4 protein-coding genes are annotated in these 18,913 nt (G+C 74.3%); all 4 read right to left on the bottom strand.

Annotation, left to right across the window (positions count from 1 at the left end):
* Positions 1–34 precede the first annotated feature (34 nt).
* The 4 genes from ACIGWZ_RS28835 to ACIGWZ_RS28850 all read right to left on the bottom strand — a co-directional run bounded on the left by ACIGWZ_RS28835 (position 35) and on the right by ACIGWZ_RS28850 (position 18,911).
* Positions 35–14,116 (bottom strand): amino acid adenylation domain-containing protein, encoded by a 14,082-nt coding sequence (locus ACIGWZ_RS28835; RefSeq protein ID WP_400069620.1) that lies wholly within the window; start codon positions 14,114–14,116, stop codon positions 35–37.
* 58 nt (positions 14,117–14,174) lie between these two features.
* Positions 14,175–15,494 (bottom strand): serine hydrolase domain-containing protein, encoded by a 1,320-nt coding sequence (locus tag ACIGWZ_RS28840; RefSeq protein ID WP_400069621.1) that lies wholly within the window; start codon positions 15,492–15,494, stop codon positions 14,175–14,177.
* Positions 15,495–15,708: 214 nt separating this feature from the next.
* Positions 15,709–16,122 carry a hypothetical protein gene (locus tag ACIGWZ_RS28845; RefSeq protein ID WP_400069622.1) on the bottom strand — a complete coding sequence of 138 codons (414 nt, stop codon included), beginning with the start codon at positions 16,120–16,122 and terminating at the stop codon, positions 15,709–15,711.
* Positions 16,123–16,163: 41 nt separating this feature from the next.
* Positions 16,164–18,911 carry an FtsX-like permease family protein gene (locus tag ACIGWZ_RS28850; RefSeq protein ID WP_400069845.1) on the bottom strand — a complete coding sequence of 916 codons (2,748 nt, stop codon included), beginning with the start codon at positions 18,909–18,911 and terminating at the stop codon, positions 16,164–16,166.
* Positions 18,912–18,913: the final 2 nt, after the last annotated feature.

Consider the following 18,913-nt stretch of genomic DNA (forward strand, 5'->3'; position numbering starts at 1 on the left):
CGGCGGACCACCCGCGCGGACCACCGGACGGGGCCTAGTCCTGGTCCAGTTCCGAGAGCAGGCGCTCCTCGACCGCCGCCGCCAGAGCGGCCACCGTCGGGTTGTCGAAGAGGGCACGGGCCGGCAGATCGATCACGAAGACGTCGCGGATGCGGGAGATGACCTGGATGCTGAGGATGGAGTCGCCGCCCAGGTCGAAGAAGTTGTCCTCGACGCTCACCTGGTCGCGTCCCAGCACATCGCCCCAGATCCCGGCGAGGATCTCCTCGCCCGGGTTGCGCGGCGCGACATGCTGCGTCCGCTCCTCCGCCGCTTCCTCGGGCGAGGGCAGCGCCCGCCGGTCGACCTTGCCGTTCGGGGTGAGCGGGAAGGTGTCCAGGACGACCACCGCCGCCGGAACCATATGGGCGGGCAGCGAGCGGGCCATGAACTCCTTCAGCTCGTCGGGTCCGGGGCCCCGGCCCGGTACGGGCACGGCGTAGGCCACCAGGCGCTTGCTGCCCGGTATGTCCTCGCGGGCCAGCACCAGCGCTTGGGCGACACCCGGGTGGGCGGCGGCCGCGGCCTCGATCTCGCCCAGCTCGATCCGCAGCCCGCGGATCTTGACCTGGAAGTCCGTACGGGAGACGAAGTCGAGGTTGCCGTCGGGCAGCCAGCGCACCAGGTCACCCGAGCGGTACATCCGCGCCCCCGGCGCACCGAAGGGGTCGGCGACGAACCGTTCGGCGGTGATCCCCGGCCGGTTCACATAGCCGCGGCCCATGCCGTCCCCGGTCAGATACAGCTCACCCGGCACACCCGGCGCCACCGGCCGGAGCGCGGGGTCCAGGACGTAGACGCGGGTGCCGGCGATCGGGGTGCCGATGGGCAGCGGACCGGCCTGCGGGGCCGCGCCGTGGCCGTTGACGACGTACAGCGAGGTGAACACGGTGCCTTCGGTGGGCCCGTAACCATTGATCATGCGGACGCCGGGCAGCTGCTCGACGGCCTTGGCGGCGTGCGCCGGCGAGAGCGTGTCACCGCCGGACATGATCAGCCGCAGTCCGGAGAAGACCTGGACGTCGCTGTCCACCATCTCGTGGAAGAGCCCCGCGGTGATCCAGATGGCGCTCACCCCGCGCGAGCGCAGGAATTCCCCGGTCTCGGCCGCCGACATCACCCGGCTCGGACTGACGGCCAGCGCCGCACCGTTGAGCCAGGCGCTCCAGATCTCCAGCGTCCCGGCGTCGAACGACACCGTCGCCAGCTGGCCCACCACATCGCGCTCGCTCATCGCCAGCTTGGGGTCGCGGGCCACCCGCAGCACCCCTCGGTGCGGCAGGACCGCGCCCTTGGGACGACCGGTGGAGCCGGAGGTGTAGATGACATGGGCGAGGTTGTCGGGGTGCAGCGGCACCTCGGGGGCCACGTCCGGGTAGCCGTCGGTCGCGTCCTCGTCCAGCAGGAGGTGGCGGGCGTCGCCGGGCGGCAGCGCTCCCGCCGATTCGGTGTCCGTGACGACCAGCTCCGCACCGGAGTCGGTGACCATGAACGCCAGCCGGTCGGCCGGGTACTCCGGGTCGAGCGGCACGTACGCGCCGCCGGCCTTGAGCACCGCCAGCAGCGCCACGAACAGCTCGGCGCGCCGTCCCAGGCACACGCCGACGCGGGTGTCGGGGGCCACCCCGAGCGCGATCAGCCGATGGGCGAGCCGGTTGGCGCGGGCGTCGACCTCGGCGTAGCTCAGCTCCTCCCCGCCGACGATCAGCGCGGTGCGGCCCGGGGCGCGGGCTACCTGCCGTGCGAACACCTCGGTGAGGGTGGTGCCTTCGTCGCCGGGGGCGCCGCGGCCCCAGTCCTCGAGGATGCGGTGGCGCCGCTCGGCGTCGACCAGGTCGAGGGTGCCCAGCTTGCGGTCCGCCTCGTCGAGACCGGCCACCGTCCGCGCGTACAGGGTGAGGTCGTCGCGCAGCGCCTCGGCGGTGGCCGGGTCGAAGACCTCCGGGTCGTAGAGCAGCGTGAGGGAGAGCGAGTCGCCCGTGTACGCGGCCAGGTTGAGGGGGTAGTTGGTGGCCTCCACGGCGCTGATGTCGCCGACCTTCAGCCCGTGCTCGGCGGCCGCGTCGGTGTCCACCGGGTAGTTGGCGAAGACGACGAGGCTGTCGAACAGCGGCTGGTCGGCCGGAAGCTGGCCGAGTGCCTGGATACGGGTCAGCGGGAGGTGGTCGTAGCGGCGGGCCTCGACCTGTTCGGCCTGGAGGCGCTGCAGCCACTCCACCACGCCCAGCTCCGGATCCAGCCTGGTGCGGACGGGCAGGGAGTTGATGAAGAGCCCCACCATCTCGTCGGCACCGGTGAGTTCGGTGGGCCGGCCGGAGGTCGTCGCGCCGAAGACCACGTCGCGCTGTCCGCTGCGCCCGGCGAGCAGCAGCGCCCACAGGCCCTGCACCACGGCGTTGACGGTCAGCCGGTGGCGCCGCGCGAAGGCGTACAGCCGCTCGGTCAGCTCCGGTGTCAGCTCCACACCGACCCGGGCGGAGGACCGCGACTGCCCGGAACGGACCGCCGGACGGTCGTAGGGCAGCGCCACCGGGGTGTCGAACCCGGCCAGCACCCCGCGCCAGAACTCCTCCGCCTCCGGTATGTCCCGCCCCCGCATCCAGCGGGCCTGGTCGGCCAGCCGCCGGCCGCCGGCGACGGCGGGCAGCGGCCTGCGGTCCCGGCGCGCGGTGTAGTCGTCGAAGACGAGGGACAGGACGCGGGACAGGCTCCAGCCGTCGAGCAGGACGTGGTGGAAGGTGAACAGGGCGCGGATGCTGTCGTCGGTGAGGCGGGCGAGGGCCAGCCGGGCCAGCGGCACCTGCCGCAGGTCCAGCCCCCGCTCGCGGTCGGCGGCGACCCACTCCTCCCAACGGGCCGACTGCTCCTCCTCGGCCACGCCCCGCCAGTCCACGATCTCGACGGGCAGCGCGGCCTCCCGGTGCACGACCTGTACGGGCTCCGCGACGCCCTCCCAGGCCACGCCGATCCGCAACGCCTGGACCTCGTCGACCACGTGCTGCCAGGAGTCGGCGAATTCGGCCGGGTCGGTGACGCCGTCGACCGCGAACATCAGCTGCTCGAAGTAGGCGGGCGAGCCCGACTCCATCAGCGCGTGGAAGAGCATGCCGGACTGCATCGGCATCAGCGGCAGTACGTCCTCCACGCCGCGGCCGTCGCCCACCACCCGGTCCACACCGGCCTGGTCGAGCCCGGAGAGCGGGAAGTCGGAGGGGGTGCAGCCGCCCGCCTCCGGGGTCTCGCAGTGCGCGAGGAATTCCTCGAGGGCGGACATGAACCCGGACGCCAGCCGGTCCACCGTCTCCTCGGCGAAGACGCCGTCGGCCCAGCCCCACTCCATCACCAGCCGGCCGTCGGCCACCCGGCCCACCACGTCCAGCCCATACGCCCGCCCGTCCAGCGGGCTGGTGTCGCCGTCCTGGACGAACCCGGTCTCGCGGAAGAGCGCGCCCTCGGAGTCGGCTGAACCGCCCGCGGTGTCGAACTGGCCGAGGTAGTTGAAGCTGACCTGCGGGGAGCGGGCCGGGAGCGCACCGGTGAGATGCCGCAGGGCACCGTGGCCCAGGCCGCGGTCGGGGACGGAACGCAGGTTCTCCTTCACGGACTTGACCAGCACGTCCCAGCCCGCGGCCGCCTCCCCCGGCAGCTCCACCGGGAAGACGGTGGTGAACCAGCCGACCGTCCGCGACAGATCCACCCCCTCGAAGATCTCCTCCCGGCCGTGCCCCTCCACATCCACCAGCACCCGCTGCTGACCGGTCCACTCCCCCAGCACCCGGCCCAGCACCGCCAGCAGCACCTCGTTCACCCGCGTCCGGTACGCCGCCGGAACCCGCTGAAGGAGCTTGCGCGTCGCCTCCGCCGACAGCTCGGCGGACCGGATCCGCAGTTCGCCCGGCGTCCCCTCCTGGACCGGCAGCGCGGTCGGGACGTCCTCCCCCACCGCCGACCAGTACGCCAGCTCCTCGTCGAAGCCACCGCCCTCGGCGTGCTCCCGCAGCCGCGACGCCCATTCCAGGAACGGCGTCGTCTTCGGGCCGAGGTCCACCGGCGCACCCGACGACACCTGCCCGTACGCCGTCACCAGGTCCTCCAGCAGCACCCGCCACGACACCGCGTCCACCACCAAGTGGTGGGTGACCAGGACCAGTTGGCTGCCGTCGGCGGCGCCGAGCGCGAAGGACAGGGCGCGCAGCAGCGGGCCCTCGGTGAGGTTCAGGCCGCGCTGGGCCTCGGCGACCAGCCGGTCCCGCTCGGCCGGGCGGGCCGTGGAGGGGAGGCCGGTGAGGTCGGTGTGGTGTACGGCTACGGGGGCGGCGTCCTCGGGCACGGACTGGGTCCAGGTGCCGTCCGCGCCGCGTACGAAGCGCAGCCGCAGCGCGTCGTGGTGGGTCACCACGGCGGCCACCGCGTCCGCCAGAACGTCGAGGTCCACGCCGTCGTCCAGGGTCATGGCCATCGACATGCCGAAGTGGTGCGGGGCCTCGGGATGCGAGGCGAAGAACCACTCCTGGATGGGCGTCGGCCCCACCGGGCCGTCGACCGCGAGTCGCTCCTGTGCCGGCCCGGACCCGTCGGCCCGGCCCGCGTGCTCGGCCAGGGCCCGTACCGTCTGCCGGTCGAAGACGTCCTTCGGCGCGAGCGACAGGCCCGCGGCCCGCGCCCGGGAGACGACCTGGATGCTGAGGATGGAGTCGCCGCCCAGGTCGAAGAAGTTGTCCTCGACGCCGACCGCCTCCAGGCCCAGCACCTCCGCCCAGATGGCGGCGAGGGTCTCCTCCACCGGGGTGCGCGGAGCGATCCGCGCAACGTCACCGGCCGCCGCCGCCTCGGGAGCGGGCAGCGCGCGGCGGTCCACCTTGCCGTTCGGCGTGAGCGGCAGCGCCTCCAGCGTGACGAAGACCGAGGGGATCATGTAGTCCGGCAGCCCGTCGGCGAGGAACGCGCGCAGCGCGGCGGCGTCCGCCGCCCGGGCATCGGCCCCCGCCGCGGGCGACACATAGCCGACCAGGCGGGCGCCCGGCCCGTCCGTACGGAACAGCACCGCCACCTGGCCGACGGCCGGGTGCCCGGCCAGCGCGGTCTCCACCTCGCCCAGCTCGACGCGATGGCCGCGCACCTTGACCTGGGCGTCCGTCCGGCCCACGAAGTGCAGCTGGCCGTCCTCGCCCCAGCGCACCACGTCCCCGGACCGGTACATCCGCGCGCCGGGCGCCCCGTAGGGGTCGGCGACGAACCGTTCGGCGGTGATCCCCGGCCGGTTGACATAGCCCAGGGTGACCCCCTCGCCGCCGATGTACAGCTCCCCGGCGACGCCCGGCGCCACCGGCCGCAGCCAGGCGTCGAGGACATAGGTGCGGACGTTGGCGTACGGGCGGCCGATGGGCGGGGCGCCCGCGCTCGCGGGGGACAGCGGGTCGCTGAAGGTGGTGGCGATGGTGGCCTCGGTCGGGCCGTAGCCATTGATCATCCGCCGGCCGTCCGCCCACCGGGCGACGAGATCGGCGCTGACCGCCTCCGCACCGACCAACAGCGTGCGCAGATCCGGGAGTTCGGTACGGGGCAGGGTGGCGAGCATCGCGGGCAGGATCAGCGCATGGCTGACCCGGTGGCGGCGCAGCAGATCCACCAGCTGCTCGGCGGAGAGGGTCTCCGGCGGCGACAGGACGAGCGTGCCGCCCACGCCGAGCGCCATCAGCACCTCGATCAGCGAGGCGTCGAAGCTGGGGGACGCCGATTGCAGCACCCGGCAGCCCTCGGCCGCCTCCAGGTTCTCCACGACGGCGGTGAGCAGGGCGCTGAAGCCGGTGCCCGGGACCTCGACGCCCTTGGGGATGCCGGTCGACCCGGAGGTGTAGATGACGTACGCGGGCGCATGCGGGTCGACGCGGACGTCCGGGAGGGCGGTCGGCAGCTGCGCGAGCTCGGCGCCGAGGGTGTCCACCTCCACCACGGGGACGGCACCGGCGTCCGGCACGCCGGGCGGCCCGTCGCCGAGGCGCTTCTCGGTCAGCAGCAGCGTGGCGCCCGAGTCGGCGGCCATGTGGGCGATCCGCTCGGCCGGGTACTTCGGGTCGACGGGTACGTAGACGGCGCCCGCGTGGAAGACCGCCTGCATGGCGACCAGCCAGTCGATGCCGCGCTCCAGGGCGACGCCGATGCGGTCGCCGGGGCGTACCCCGCGGGAGATCAGGAAGTGCGCCAACTGGGCTGCCCTGCCGTGGAGTTCGGCATAGGTCAGCGTGGTCTCGCCGCAGACGACGGCGGGCAGGCCGGGCGTCCGGTCCAGCTGCGTCCGGAAGATCTCGCCGAGCGGCCGATGCTCCAGCTGCCGGTCGTCGCGGCCCCACTCCTCCAGGATGCGCCGCCGCTGCCCGGCCTCGACGAGGTCGAGCCCGCCGAGCCTGCGGCCGGTGGAGGTGGCCACGGTCCGGGCGTGCCGGGCGAGTTCGTCGCACAGCTCGCCCACCGTCGACCGGTCGAAGACCTCCGGGTCGTAGGCGAGGATGAATTCCAGGCGCTCGCCGCCGTAGGCGAGGAGGTTGAGCGGGTAGTTGGTGGCCTCGACGGCGCTGATCTCGCCGACCTTCAGCCCGTGCTCGGCGGCCGCGTCGGTGTCCACCGGGTAGTTCTCGAAGACGACGAGGCTGTCGAACAGCGGCTGGTCGGCGGAGAGTTCCGCCAGCGCCTGGATACGGGTCAGCGGGAGGTGGTCGTAGCGGCGGGCCTCGACCTGCTCGGCCTGGAGGCGCTGCAGCCACTCCACCACGCCCAGCTCCGGATCCAGCCGTACCCGTACCGGCAGCGAGTTGATGAACAGGCCGACCATTTCGTCGGCGCCGGGCAGATCGGTGGGCCGGCCGGAGGTCGTCGCGCCGAAGACCACGTCGTGCTGTCCGCTGCGCCCGGCGAGCAGCAGCGCCCACAGGCCCTGCACCACGGCGTTGACGGTCAGCCGGTGGCGGCGTGCGAAGGCATAGAGCTGCTCGGTGAGGTCCGGTGTCAGCTGCACGCCGACCCGGGCGGAGGACCGCGACTGTCCGGAACGGACCGCCGCACGGTCGTAGGGCAGCGCCACCGGGGTGTCGAACCCGGCCAGCATTCCGCGCCAGAACTCCTCGGCGGCGGGCAGATCGCGGCCGGCCAGCCACCGCACATGGTCGGCCAGCCGCCGCCCGCCTGCGACGGCGCCGGGCGCCACGCCCGCGTAGCCGTCGAAGACCGCCGACAGCACCCTGGCCAGGCTCCAGCCGTCCAGCAGCATGTGGTGGAAGGTGAACAGGACGCGGACGCTGTCGTCGGTGAGGCGGGCGAGGGTCAGCCGGGCCAGCGGCACCTGCCGCAGGTCCAGCCCCCGCTCGCGGTCGGCGGCGACCCACTCCTCCCAACGGGCCGACTGCTCCTCCTCGGGCACGCCCCGCCAGTCCACGATCTCGACGGGCAGCGTCACCTGCCGGTGCACCACCTGCACCGGCTCCGCGACGCCCTCCCAGACGACGCCGACCCGCAGCGCCTGCACCTCGTCGACCACCCGTTGCCAGGCCGCGCCGAAGGCGGTGGCGTCCGTGACGCCGTCGATCGCGAACATCAGCTGCTCGAAGTAGGCGGGCGAGGCCGTCTCCATCAGGGCGTGGAAGAGCATGCCGGACTGCATCGGCATCAGCGGCAGTACGTCCTCCACGCCGCGGCCGTCGCCCACCACCCGGTCCACACCGGCCTGGTCGAGCCCGGAGAGCGGGAAGTCGGAGGGGGTGCAGCCGCCCGCCTCCGGCGTCTCGCAGTGCGCCACGAACTCCTCCAGCGCCGCGATGAACCGGGACGCCAGCCGGTCCACGGTGTCCTCCGCGAGGACGCCGTCCGACCAGCCCCACTCCATCACCAGCCGGCCCTCGGCCACCCGGCCCACCACGTCCAGGGCATACGCCCGCCCGTCCAGCGGGCTGTGCTCGCCCCGGGGGTTGGGCAGCAGGGTCCGGTAGAGGCCGCTGTCGGCGGTCATGCCGTCGAACTGGCCGAGGTAGTTGAAGCTGACCTGAGGCCGGACCGTACGGCCGAGTTCCCCCGCCGCGGAGTCGGGGTCGCCCAGGTAGCGCAGGGCGCCATGGCCCAGGCCGCGGTGGGGGACGGAACGCAGGTTCTCCTTCACGGACTTGACCAGCACGTCCCAGCCGACGGCCGCATCCCCCGGCAGCTCGACCGGGAAGACGGTGGTGAACCAGCCCACCGTCCGCGACAGATCCACCCCCTCGAAGATCTCCTCCCGGCCGTGCCCCTCCACATCCACCAGCACCCGGTCCCCGCCGGTCCACTCCCCCAGCACCCGGCCCAGCACCGCCAGCAGCACCTCGTTCACCCGCGTCCGGTACGCCGCCGGAACCCGCTGAAGAAGCCTGCGCGTCGCCTCCGCCGACAGCTCCGCGGACCGCACCCGCAGCTCACCGGGCGTCACCTCATGGACCGGCAGCGCCGTCGAGACGCCCTGACCCACCCCCGACCAGTACGCCAGCTCCCCGTCGAAGCCGCCCGCCTCGACATGCGACCGCAGCCGCGACGCCCACTCCTGGAACGACGTCGTCTTCGGGCCGAGGTCCACCGGCGCACCCGACGACACCTGCCCGTACGCCACCTCCAGGTCCTCCAGCAGCACCCGCCACGACACCCCGTCCATCACCAGGTGATGGGCGATCACGACCAACTGGGCTTGTTCCGCGGGCAGTTCAAAGAGCGCGAAGCGGATCAGCGGGCCCGCGGAGAGGTCGAAGCCCGTCTGGAGGGCGTCGGTGACCTCCGCCATGGCGGTCTCGTGGGCCTCGGCGGGGAGGGCGGACAGATCGTGCCGGTCGAGGGTGACCGTCTTGTCCTCGGCGAGGTTGCGCTGCCGCCAGCCCGCGCCGGTGCGCTCGTAGCGCAGCCGCAGCGCGTCGTGGTGCGCGACCACCGCGGCCACCGCGCCGGCCAGGGCCTCGGGGTCGGTGCCGGGCGTCAGTTCGAGGTGGAGCGCCTGGTTGAAGTGGTGCGGCGCCTTGCGGTGGGTGCGGAAGAACCAGCGCTGGATGGGGGTCAGTACCACGGGGCCCTCCACGGGGGGCTCGTCGAAGCCATCGGTGTCGTCGGCCGCGCTCTGCAGTCCGGCGGCGAGTTCCGCGACGGTCTGCCGTACGAAGATGTCCTGCGAGGCGAGCACCAGGCCGGCCCGGCGGGCGCGGGAGACGACCTGGATGCTGAGGATGGAGTCGCCGCCCAGGTCGAAGAAGTTGTCCTCGACGCCGACCGCCTCCAGGCCCAGCACCTCCGCCCAGATGGCGGCGAGGGTCTCCTCCACCGGGGTGCGCGGAGCGATCCGCGCAACGTCACCGGCCGCCGCCGCCTCGGGAGCGGGCAGCGCGCGGCGGTCCACCTTGCCGTTCGGCGTGAGCGGCAGCGCGTCCAGGACCGCGTAGCGGGACGGCACCATGTGGTCGGGCAGGGTGGCGGACAGGTGGGCGCGCAGCCCGGCGGCCTCCACGGTGGCGCCGGGCCGCGGCACGGCGTAGCCGGCCAGCTGCTTGGCGCCGTTGCGGCCCGCGGTCGCCACGACCACGGCGCGTGCCACGTCCGGGTGGGCGGCCAGCGCCGCCTCGATCTCGCCCGGCTCGATACGGAAGCCGCGCACCTTGACCTGGTCGTCGCCGCGGCCGAGGAACTCCAGCATCCCGGCGGCGGTCCAGCGCACCAGGTCTCCGGTGCGGTACATCCGCGTGCCCGGGGCGCCGAAGGGGTCGGCGACGAACCGTTCCGCGCTCAGGCCGGGCCGGCCCGCGTACCCCTGGGCCAGGCCCTCGCCGGCGATGTGGAGTTCGCCGACGATGCCCTGGCCGACGGGGCGCAGCCGGTCGTCGAGCACGTACAGCCGGGTGTCCGCGATCGGGCGGCCGATGGGCACGGCGTCGTGGGTGAGGTGTTCGGGCAGCAGGCGTCCGGCGGCGGCGAAGGTGGTGGTCTCGGTGGGGCCGTAGCCGTTGATGAGGGCGATACCGGGCAGGCGCTCCAGTACGGCCTTGCAGTGGCGGGCGGAGAGGGCGTCGCCGCCGGCCAGCAGATGCCGCAGTCCGGCCAGGACCTCGATGTCCGCGTCGACGACCTCGTGGAACAGGCCGGCGGTCAGCCACAGCGTGGTCACCCCGTACGAGGACAGGAACGCGCCCAGCTCGGGGGCGGCGAGCACGCCGGGCGGGGCGATGGCCAGGGTGGCGCCGTTGAGCAGCGCACCCCAGATCTCGAAGGTGGCGGCGTCGAAGGACACCGAGGCCAGCTGGGCGACGACATCGCCTTCGGTGAGGGTGAGGTAGGGCGTGTGGCGCACCACCCGGTCGATGGCCCGGTGGGGGGTGAGGGTGCCCTTGGGGGTGCCGGTGGAGCCGGAGGTGTAGATGACGTAGGCGCCGCTGTCGGGGGTGATGCGGACGGACAGGGGCCGCTGCGGCTCGGCGTCGATGGCCGCGCGGTCGTCGTCGACGAGGACCTGGGCCGGGCCGCTCGCATCCCGGTGCGCCCGGTCGGTGACCAGCAGCGCCACGCCCGCGTCCTCGGTCATGAACTGCCGTCGCGCGGCCGGGTACTTCGGATCCAACGGCACATACGCCGCGCCGGCCTTGAGGATGCCGAGCACGGCGGTGATCAGTTCGGGGCCGCGCTCCAGGCAGACGGCCACCCGGTCGCCGGGCCGCACGCCGCGGGTGGCGAGGTGGTGGGCGAACCGGTTGGTGCGGGCGTCGAGTTGGCCGTACGTCAGCCGGGTGTCGCCGTGCAGAAGGGCGACGGCGTCCGGTGTGCGGGCGGCCTGGGCGGCGAAGAGCGCGGGGAGGGTGGCGGGGGCGATCCCGCGCTCGGTGGCGTTCCAGTCCTCCAGTACCCGCCGGGTCTCGGCCGCGTCGAGCATCCGCGCCTGCGCCATCGGGCGGTCGGGGGCTTCGGCCAGCTCGCCGAGCAGGGTGCGCAGATGGCCGGCGAACCGTTCGACGGTGGCGGCGTCGAAGAGGTCGGTGCTGTATTCGACGGAGCCGCGCAGGGTGCCGTCCGGGCGCTGCCAGAACTCCATGGTGAGGTCGAAGAGCGCCGCCTCGCGGGGCAGTTCGTGTTCGGCGGCGTCGATGCCGGGCAGTTCCGGGAGCCCCACGGGCGCGTTCTGCAGGACCAGGACGGCCTGGATGAGCGGCGGGCGGCTCGGGTCGCGCTCGGGGAGTACGGCGTCGACGATGCGGTCGAACGGCACGGCGGCGTGGTCGAGCGCCGCCCGCACGGTGTCGCGGGTGCGCGCGACGAACCGCTCGAACGTCAGCGATTCGTCGACGTCGGCGCGGAGCACCAGGGTGTTGACGAAGAAGCCGACGAGATCGGCGAGTTCGGCGCGGTCGCGGCCGGCGTCGACGGTGCCCAGCGCGATGTCCCGCTGCCCGGACCAGCGGGCGAGCAGCAGCTGCGTGGCCGCGGCGAGCGGCGCGAAGAGAGTGCCGCCCTGTTCGTGGCCGAGCGCGGTCAGCGCCTGGACGGTGCCGACGGGGAGGTCGAAGAGGTGGCGGGCGCCGGCGGAGGTACGGACCGCCGGGCGGGGCCGGTCGGTGGGCAGCTCCAGGGGCGCCACGCCCGCCAGCGTCTGCTGCCAGTAGGCGAGTTGGGCCGCCACGTCCGGCGCCTCGAGGCGGTCGTTGTGCCAGGCGGCGAAGTCGGCGTACTGGACCGGCAGCGGGGGCAGGTCCGCCGCGGCGAGGAGGCGCTCGGGGCCGGCGTCCGGGGAGCCCAGGGCGGCGGCGTACAGCGCGCCCAGCTCGCGGGCGATGACGTCCATCGACCAGGCGTCGGCGGCGATGTGGTGCGCGGTGAGCAGCAGCAGGTGCTCGTCCGGGGCCGTGTGCAGCAGCAGGGCGCGCAGGACGGGGCCGGTGCGCAGGTCGAAGGGGGCCGAGACCTCGGCGCGCAGCGCCCCGTCCAGGCGGCGGTCGCGGTCGGCGGCGGGGGCGCCGGTGAGGTCGGTGACGGGCAGCGGGACCTCGGTGGGCTCCCCGATGATCTGCAGGACCCGGCCGTCCGCCTCGGTGAAGGTGGTGCGCAGCGGCTCGTGCCGGGCGACCAGCGCGGTGAGCGCGGCGGCGAGCGCGGGGTGCGCCAGTTCTCCGGTGAGCCGCAGGCCGGTGGCGCAGTTGTAGGCGGCGCCGCCGGGGTCGTAGGTGTCCAGGAACCACAGCCGCCGCTGGGCGGAGGAGGCCGCCAGCGCGGCGTGCCGGTTCACGGGTTCGAGCGGCGCGGCGGTCTCCGGACGGCCGGTGTCGGCGAGGTGGGCGGCGAACCCGGCGATCGTCGGGTGGTCGAAGAGTGCGGTGGTGGCGGGCGTCAGCCCGAGCCTGCGGGTCACCTGGAAGGCCATCCGCAGGACGGAGATGGAGTCGCCGCCGGCCAGGAAGAAGTCGTCCTCGATGCCGATCCGGTCCACGCCCAGCACCTCGGCCCAGATCTCCGCGAGGGCGGTCTCCAGGTCGGTGCGCGGGGCGACGTACGCGGCCCGCTCGCCGGGGGCGGGCGCGGGCAGCGCGGCGCGGTCCACCTTGCCGTTGGGGGTGAGCGGCAGCCGGTCCATGGCGACGAAGGCGACCGGGACCATATGGGCGGGCAGCCGGCCGCAGAGGTGTGCCCGCAGGTCGGCGGCGGCCGGGGAGGCTTCGGGGCGCAGCGGGACGTAGTGCGCGAGCAGCTGCGGGGCGCCACCGGCCGCGGCGGCGAGGGTGACGACGGACTGGAGCACCTGCCCGTGCTCGGTGAGCGCGGCCTCGATCTCGCCGAGCTCCACCCGCAGACCGCGGATCTTCACCTGGTGGTCGGCCCGGCCGAGGAACTCGTAGCTGTCGTCCGGCAGCCGCCGTACCAGGTCGCCGGTGCGGTACATCCGGGATCCGGCGGGTCCGTGCGGGTCGGCGACGAAGCGCTCGGCGGTGAGCCCGGCGCGGCCCTCGTAGCCGCGGGCCAGGCCGTCCCCGGCGATGCACAGTTCGCCGATGCCGCCTTCCGGCACCGGCCGCAGGCGCTCGTCCAGGGCGGTCACCCGTACCCCGTCGACGGCCCGGCCGATGTGCGGCGGTCCGGTCGGATCGGTGGGCAGCGGCCCGTGCAGGGTGACGGTGACGGTGGCCTCGGTCGGTCCGTACGCGTTGAACATCCGCCGGCCACGGGCCCAGCGGGCGACCAGCTCGGGCGGGCAGGGCTCGCCGCCGGTGGCCAGGCCGCGCAGCTGCGGCAGTTCGACCGGGGGGATGGTCGCCAGCACCGACGGCGGAATCATGGCGTGGGTGACGGCCGCGCCGCCGAGCAGATCGGCCATCGCCTCGCCGACGGCCTGCGCGGGGTCGGCGGGCAGCACCAGGGTGGCGCCCGCGTACCACGTCTGCACCATGTCGGCGATGGAGACATCGAAGTTGGGCGAGGCGAACTGGAGCACCCGGCTGCCCTCGTCGATGTCCAGGGCGGCGACGTGCGCGGCGCCCAGCACCTCGATGCCCCGGTGGGTGACGGCCACGCCCTTGGGGGTACCGGTGGAGCCGGAGGTGAACAGGACGTAGGCGGTGGTGTCGAGGTGCCCGGCGGCCCCGTCGGCGGCGGGCAGGGTATCCGGGGTGCGCTCCTGATGGGGGGCGTCGAGAAGCAGGGTGCCGGGCGCGTCGTGCGGGCGGGCGTCGATGTCCGACGTGCTGATCACCAGGGCGATGCCGGCGTCGGCCACCATGAACGCCAGCCGCTCGGCGGGATAGTTGGGGTCCAGCGGTACGTAGGCGCCGCCGGCCTTGAGGACGGCCAGCAGGGCGACGATCAGGTCCGGGCCGCGTCTGAGGCAGACACCCACCCGGGTCTCGGGACCTACGCCCCGCGCGACGAGGCGGTGCGCGAGCCGGTTGGCCCGCCGGTCGACCTCGCCGTAGCCGAGCCGGACCGGCCCGCATTCGACGGCCGGATGGGCGGGCCGCCGGGCGGCCTGGGCCTCGAAGAGTCCGTGCAGGGTCGTGCCGCCCGCCGCGGGGCGGCCGTGGGTGAGGGAGCCGTTGTCAGAGTTCATGCCGAGACCCCATAGAGCGCCGTTGGTGTGGGTGAGGTGAGCTGACCGCCGTCGGGGGTCAGTGCGACCGTGCGCGGCGGGACTCTCCCGCTTCCCGCAGGAGGGTGCGTCCGCTGTACTGGAGGGCGTGGACGGCGTCCGTGCGCGCGTCGGTGACGAAACGCCCGAGAAAGGCGCCGGCCCCCCGCGAGGAGAAGGTCCGCCGGGCGAGCGGGTTCGCCAACTCCTTTGCGCCGCCCGGGAGTTCCAGCACGAGGTGCGGTGCGTCGATGCCGACCGTCACCGCCAGGTCGCCGTTGCGGTAGGTGCCCGTACAGTCCGCGAAGGCCGCCGCGCCGGTGGCGGGCGGGGGTGTGGGCCGGTGTACGCCGATGGCGATGCCGGCGTCCCGCAGGGCGCCGACCACGGAGTCCCACAGGGCCTGTCCGGTCGGGGAGTTGGTGGTCAGCGCGACGACGGTGCCGCGCCCGGGGTGGATGCGCAGATGGCAGGTGGCGCCGTCCAGCGTGCCGTCGTGGCCGAGCCAGCGGTTGTCCGCGGGCCCGAACCGGCCCAGGCCCGGTCCCCAGCCGTCCGCCAGCCCGAAGGGTTCGGCGCCCGCGGTGGGCCGGGCCATCTCGCGCAGGGCGGCCGGATCGACGAGGTCGCCCCGGTCCGGGCCGCCGGGCTCGTCCAGATGCAGCCGGCCCAGCCGCACCAGGTCGGCGGCACTGCCCGCGAGTCCGCCCGCGGGCAGCGAGCCGGGCTCGACGGGCAGCACGGTGATGGCGGTGCCCAGCGGGCGCAGCAGGAAGTCGCGTACCGCCTCGGACCACGTCAGTCCGGTGACGGACTCCACGACGCGGCCCGCGATGCCGTAGCCGACGTTGGAGTAGGAGAAGGTGCCGGGGGCGGGCCAGGGGCCGGCCGGTGCCGCCAGGAATCCGGTCAGCCAGCGGCGCAGCGAGGAGGCGTCCTCGTCGTCGTGGTCGGACGGGAGTCCGGCGGTGTGGCTGAGGAGTTGACGGAGGGTGGCGGCGAGGGCCGGGTGGCCGCCGCCGTCCCGGGCCTCGGTACCGGCCTGGGCCCCGGCCTCCGGAAGCAGTTCCCGTACGGGGCGGTCGAGGTCCAGGTCCCCGTCACCGGCCAGTTGCAGAACGGCGGTGGCGGTGAACACCTTGGTCGCCGACCCGTACGGGAACAACGACCCGGCGTGCACCGGCCGCCCGCCGTCGGGCTGCTCCTCGCCGAACTCCCAGGTGGTCAGCGTGCCTTGGTGGTGGACCGCCAGCTGCCCGCCGACGACCTCGCAGTCACGGGCGAGGCGGTCCAGGTCGAGGCTGATGGGGGTGCCGTCACCGGCGCCGCAACCCGCTGGATCCGCATAGTCCCCGTGCACCGCGTCGACCTTCCTCTCCCCTGACCACGACCGGGCCGCGGGGTGCGGCCGGTGCGGCGGCCGGCCGCATCACCCGCCTGTGGCCGGCCGCTCGAGAAGAAGTCTTCAGCAGGGCGAAAGGTTCGAACAGGGCTTTAAGTGCAGTGGTAAAGATGCAGCTCAGAGGGGCGAAAATGGGGATCGGGCGGGGATCGGGCGGGGCCGCGGAGCGGGGTCAGCGCTCCCTTGCGGGCAGGACCGCGACGGCGATCAACAGAACCAGTACGCCCCCGAAGGCGTTCCGCAGACCGGGCTCGATCGCGGTCCAGTCGAAGGCGATCGGCGCGATGTCCCGTATCTGCTGCACCAGCCAGAGCACACAGGTGGCCAGGCCGACCAGCGCGGCCAGCGCCAGCACCACCTTGGAGCGGGCCGCCAGCGCGATCAGCGCCAGCAGCCCGGCCGCCGCCAGCGGCAGCAGCATCGACGTGGCGGTCATCGCCCCGCCCTCGCCCGTCAGCCCCGTGAACAGCTCCCCCACGGAAACGGACCGGGGATCGCGCCCCTGGTACCAGGGCTGGAAGGCGCTCAGGACGAGCGCCGCCGCCCCGATGAGCGTCAGTAAGATCGCCACCGTCAGTCGGGCCATGGGTTCCGTCTCCTCGTCTCTCGGGTGCGGCGGCCGCGCGGTCAGCCGCGGCCCGGTCCGGCCGGATGCCGCGTGCGCAGCGCCGACCGGGCGGGCAGCAGATACCCGGCCGCGGCCGTCACCACCACTGTCAGGACGATCAATCCTGCCTGGGCGGGCGGGATATAGGGCAGTGAACCGGTCAAGGAGAAGCTGAACGCCGCCAGCGGGATCGCCGCGGCCAGCCCGCCGACCACCACGCCGACCGTGACGACGATGGCCGCTTCGGTGCGCAGCATCCGCCGCAGCTGCCGGCGGCTCGCGCCGACCAGACGCAGCAGGACCAGTTCGTTGCGGCGGCCCACCATGATCAGGGTCAGGGTGCTGAGGACGGCGATGGCCGTGAAGCCGCCGATCACGCTCACCGCGACGTTGGTGATCACCTGGCCGATGCCCCGGTCCTCGGCCTGGAGATGTTCGGTCCTGGGCCGGTCCACCACCTCGGTGTCCAGGGCGGCGGACGCCAGCGGGCCGGCCAGCGCCTTGCGTACGGCGGCGGGGTCGGCGCCCGGCTTCAGGCTCAGCAGGATGCGGGAGTTGAGCGGGGCAGCCAGATGCGGGGCCAGCTCCTGGGAGGCGAAGAGGAAGTCGCCGAGCGCCAGGGAGTTGTCGTAGATCGCGGCCACCTTCAGCGGCACCGCGGCGCCGTCGCCGTAGCGGATGGTCACCCGCGAGCCGATGTCCAGGTCCAGCGAGCGGGCCCGGCTCTCCCCGACCGCGACCGTGCCCTTGCCCAGGTTCTTCAGCGTGCCGGCGGTGACGGAGGGGTCTAGGGTGCCGGGCAGCGCCGCGGGGGTGACGCCCATGACCGGCAGCCGGTCCAGCTTCGGCTCGCCGGTCTCGCGGCGGGCCAGGACGACGGTGGTGTGCAGGACGCCGGTGGCCGCGGCCACACCGTCCACCTTCGCGGCGCGGCGCACCGCCTCTTCCGGGATGCCGGGCCCGTCCGTGGTGACGGCGAGCCGGGCGTGCAGGGACCGGTCCGCCTGGGTGCCGCCCTGCCGGTCGAGGGTGGCGCCGGCCGAGAGCTGCACGCCGATGAAGGCCACCACCAGCACGATGGGGGTGATCGCGGCGCCCAGGCGGCGGGAGTGGGAGCGGGCGGCGGCGGCCGCGAGGTAGCCGCCCGGCCCGCCCAGCCGCCGCGCCGGTACGGACAGCAGCCGCATCGAGCCGCGGGCGATCCAGGGGCCGAGCAGCGCACAGGCGATGACCAGCGCCAGCGCCGCCGTACTGGCGGCCGCCGCGGCCAGTTCCCCGTACTGCAGCGCCGCCGTACCGGCCGAGCTCATCCCGAGGAAGAGCACCACCAGCCCGGTGACGGTGCGCCCGCGCCCCGGCTGCGCCGGCTCGCGCTGCGCCTCGCCCATCGCCTCCGCGGGGCGGACCTTGGCGATCCGGCCGCAGGCGAGCGCGGCGGACATCCGGGCCACCAGCAGGGTCAGCCCGGCGGTGAGCACCGGGACCGCGAACATCCATACCGGCGTGGGCAGTTCGAGCCCCATCGGCACCGCCCCGCGCCGCTGGAGCAGCGCGATCAGCTGGAGGAACACCGGCACCGCGCCGACCGCGCCGAGCAGCGCGGCGGCCACCGCCACCCCGTTGATCTCGCGGCCCACGGTGACCCGCAGCTGCCGTGGCGTGGCGCCGACCGCGCGCAGCAGCGCCATTTCGCGGGAGCGCTGGTGGACGGCCTGGGCCACGGTGCTGGAGACCACCAGGACGGCGATCATGATGACGGTGGCACAGACCGTCGCGAGCAGCATCAGCAGACCCATCCGGCTGGGCGCCGACTCCAGGAACTCCGGCTCGCCGCGGCCGGTGCCGGTCAGCACCCGCAGCGTCGTGGAGTCCTCCTTGTAGCGGGTGCCGGCCGAGGCGTCCCGGGCGGGATGGCGGCCGTCCAGGGCCTGGCGCAGCCGGGGGTAGAGCTGCTGGACGCTCACCCCGGGGTCGGCGAGGACGCCGATGGCGTCGGTGGTGCCGGGGTGCCCGGCCAGCCGCCGGGCGGTTCGGTCGCCGAAGAAGACGGCGCCCTGGTGGCCGAGCCCGGTGGCGTCGCCCTGCGCCTTGGGGGCGGCGATGCCCGAGATTTCGTACGAGGCGGGGGCGCCCAGCGTCTGGAGCGTGATGCGGTCGCCCGCGCGGACCCCGGCGCGGGCGGCCAGGTCGCCGTCCAGGACGACCTGTCGGGGGCCGGTGGGGGCGTGTCCGGAGCGGAGCGTGAAGGGGGCGAGGGCGGCGGCGGACCAGGGATGCCCGAAGACGGGGGCGTTCCCGGAGTCGCTGCTGGGGCCGGGCACCGCCGCGCCGTTCCGGCCGGCGAGGGCGACGGGGACCGCATCGTCGCCGACGGCCGCCTTCACCCCGGGGACCGCCGCGAGCCGCGACAGCACCGCGCGCGGCACCCGTACCCGTTCGGTGAGCGACTGGCTCTCCGTCATGGGCGGGTCGCCCCAGGGCTTGGCGGTGTAGCGGGTGGTCTGGTCGCCGGTGACCACCGCGGTGGTGGCGGCGTAGCGCTCCACCCGGGCGTGGCCGATGAACGCCGACAGGGTCGCCAGCGCAAAGCTGCCCAGCAGCAACGAAGTCAGCACCAGGGCGGCGAACACCGCGGCCCAGGCCTTGCGGTGCCGCCGCAGCGAACGGGTGGCGAGGAAGCGGGCGGTGCGCAGGGTGCGGGCCGGGGAGTCGGCGCGCACGGTTTCGGCGTCGGTACGGCCGGGGCGCGATCCGGTGGCGAGGGACATGG

It is taken from the genome of Streptomyces sp. NPDC053427, assembly GCF_044544985.1.
GTDB lineage: Bacteria > Actinomycetota > Actinomycetes > Streptomycetales > Streptomycetaceae > Streptomyces.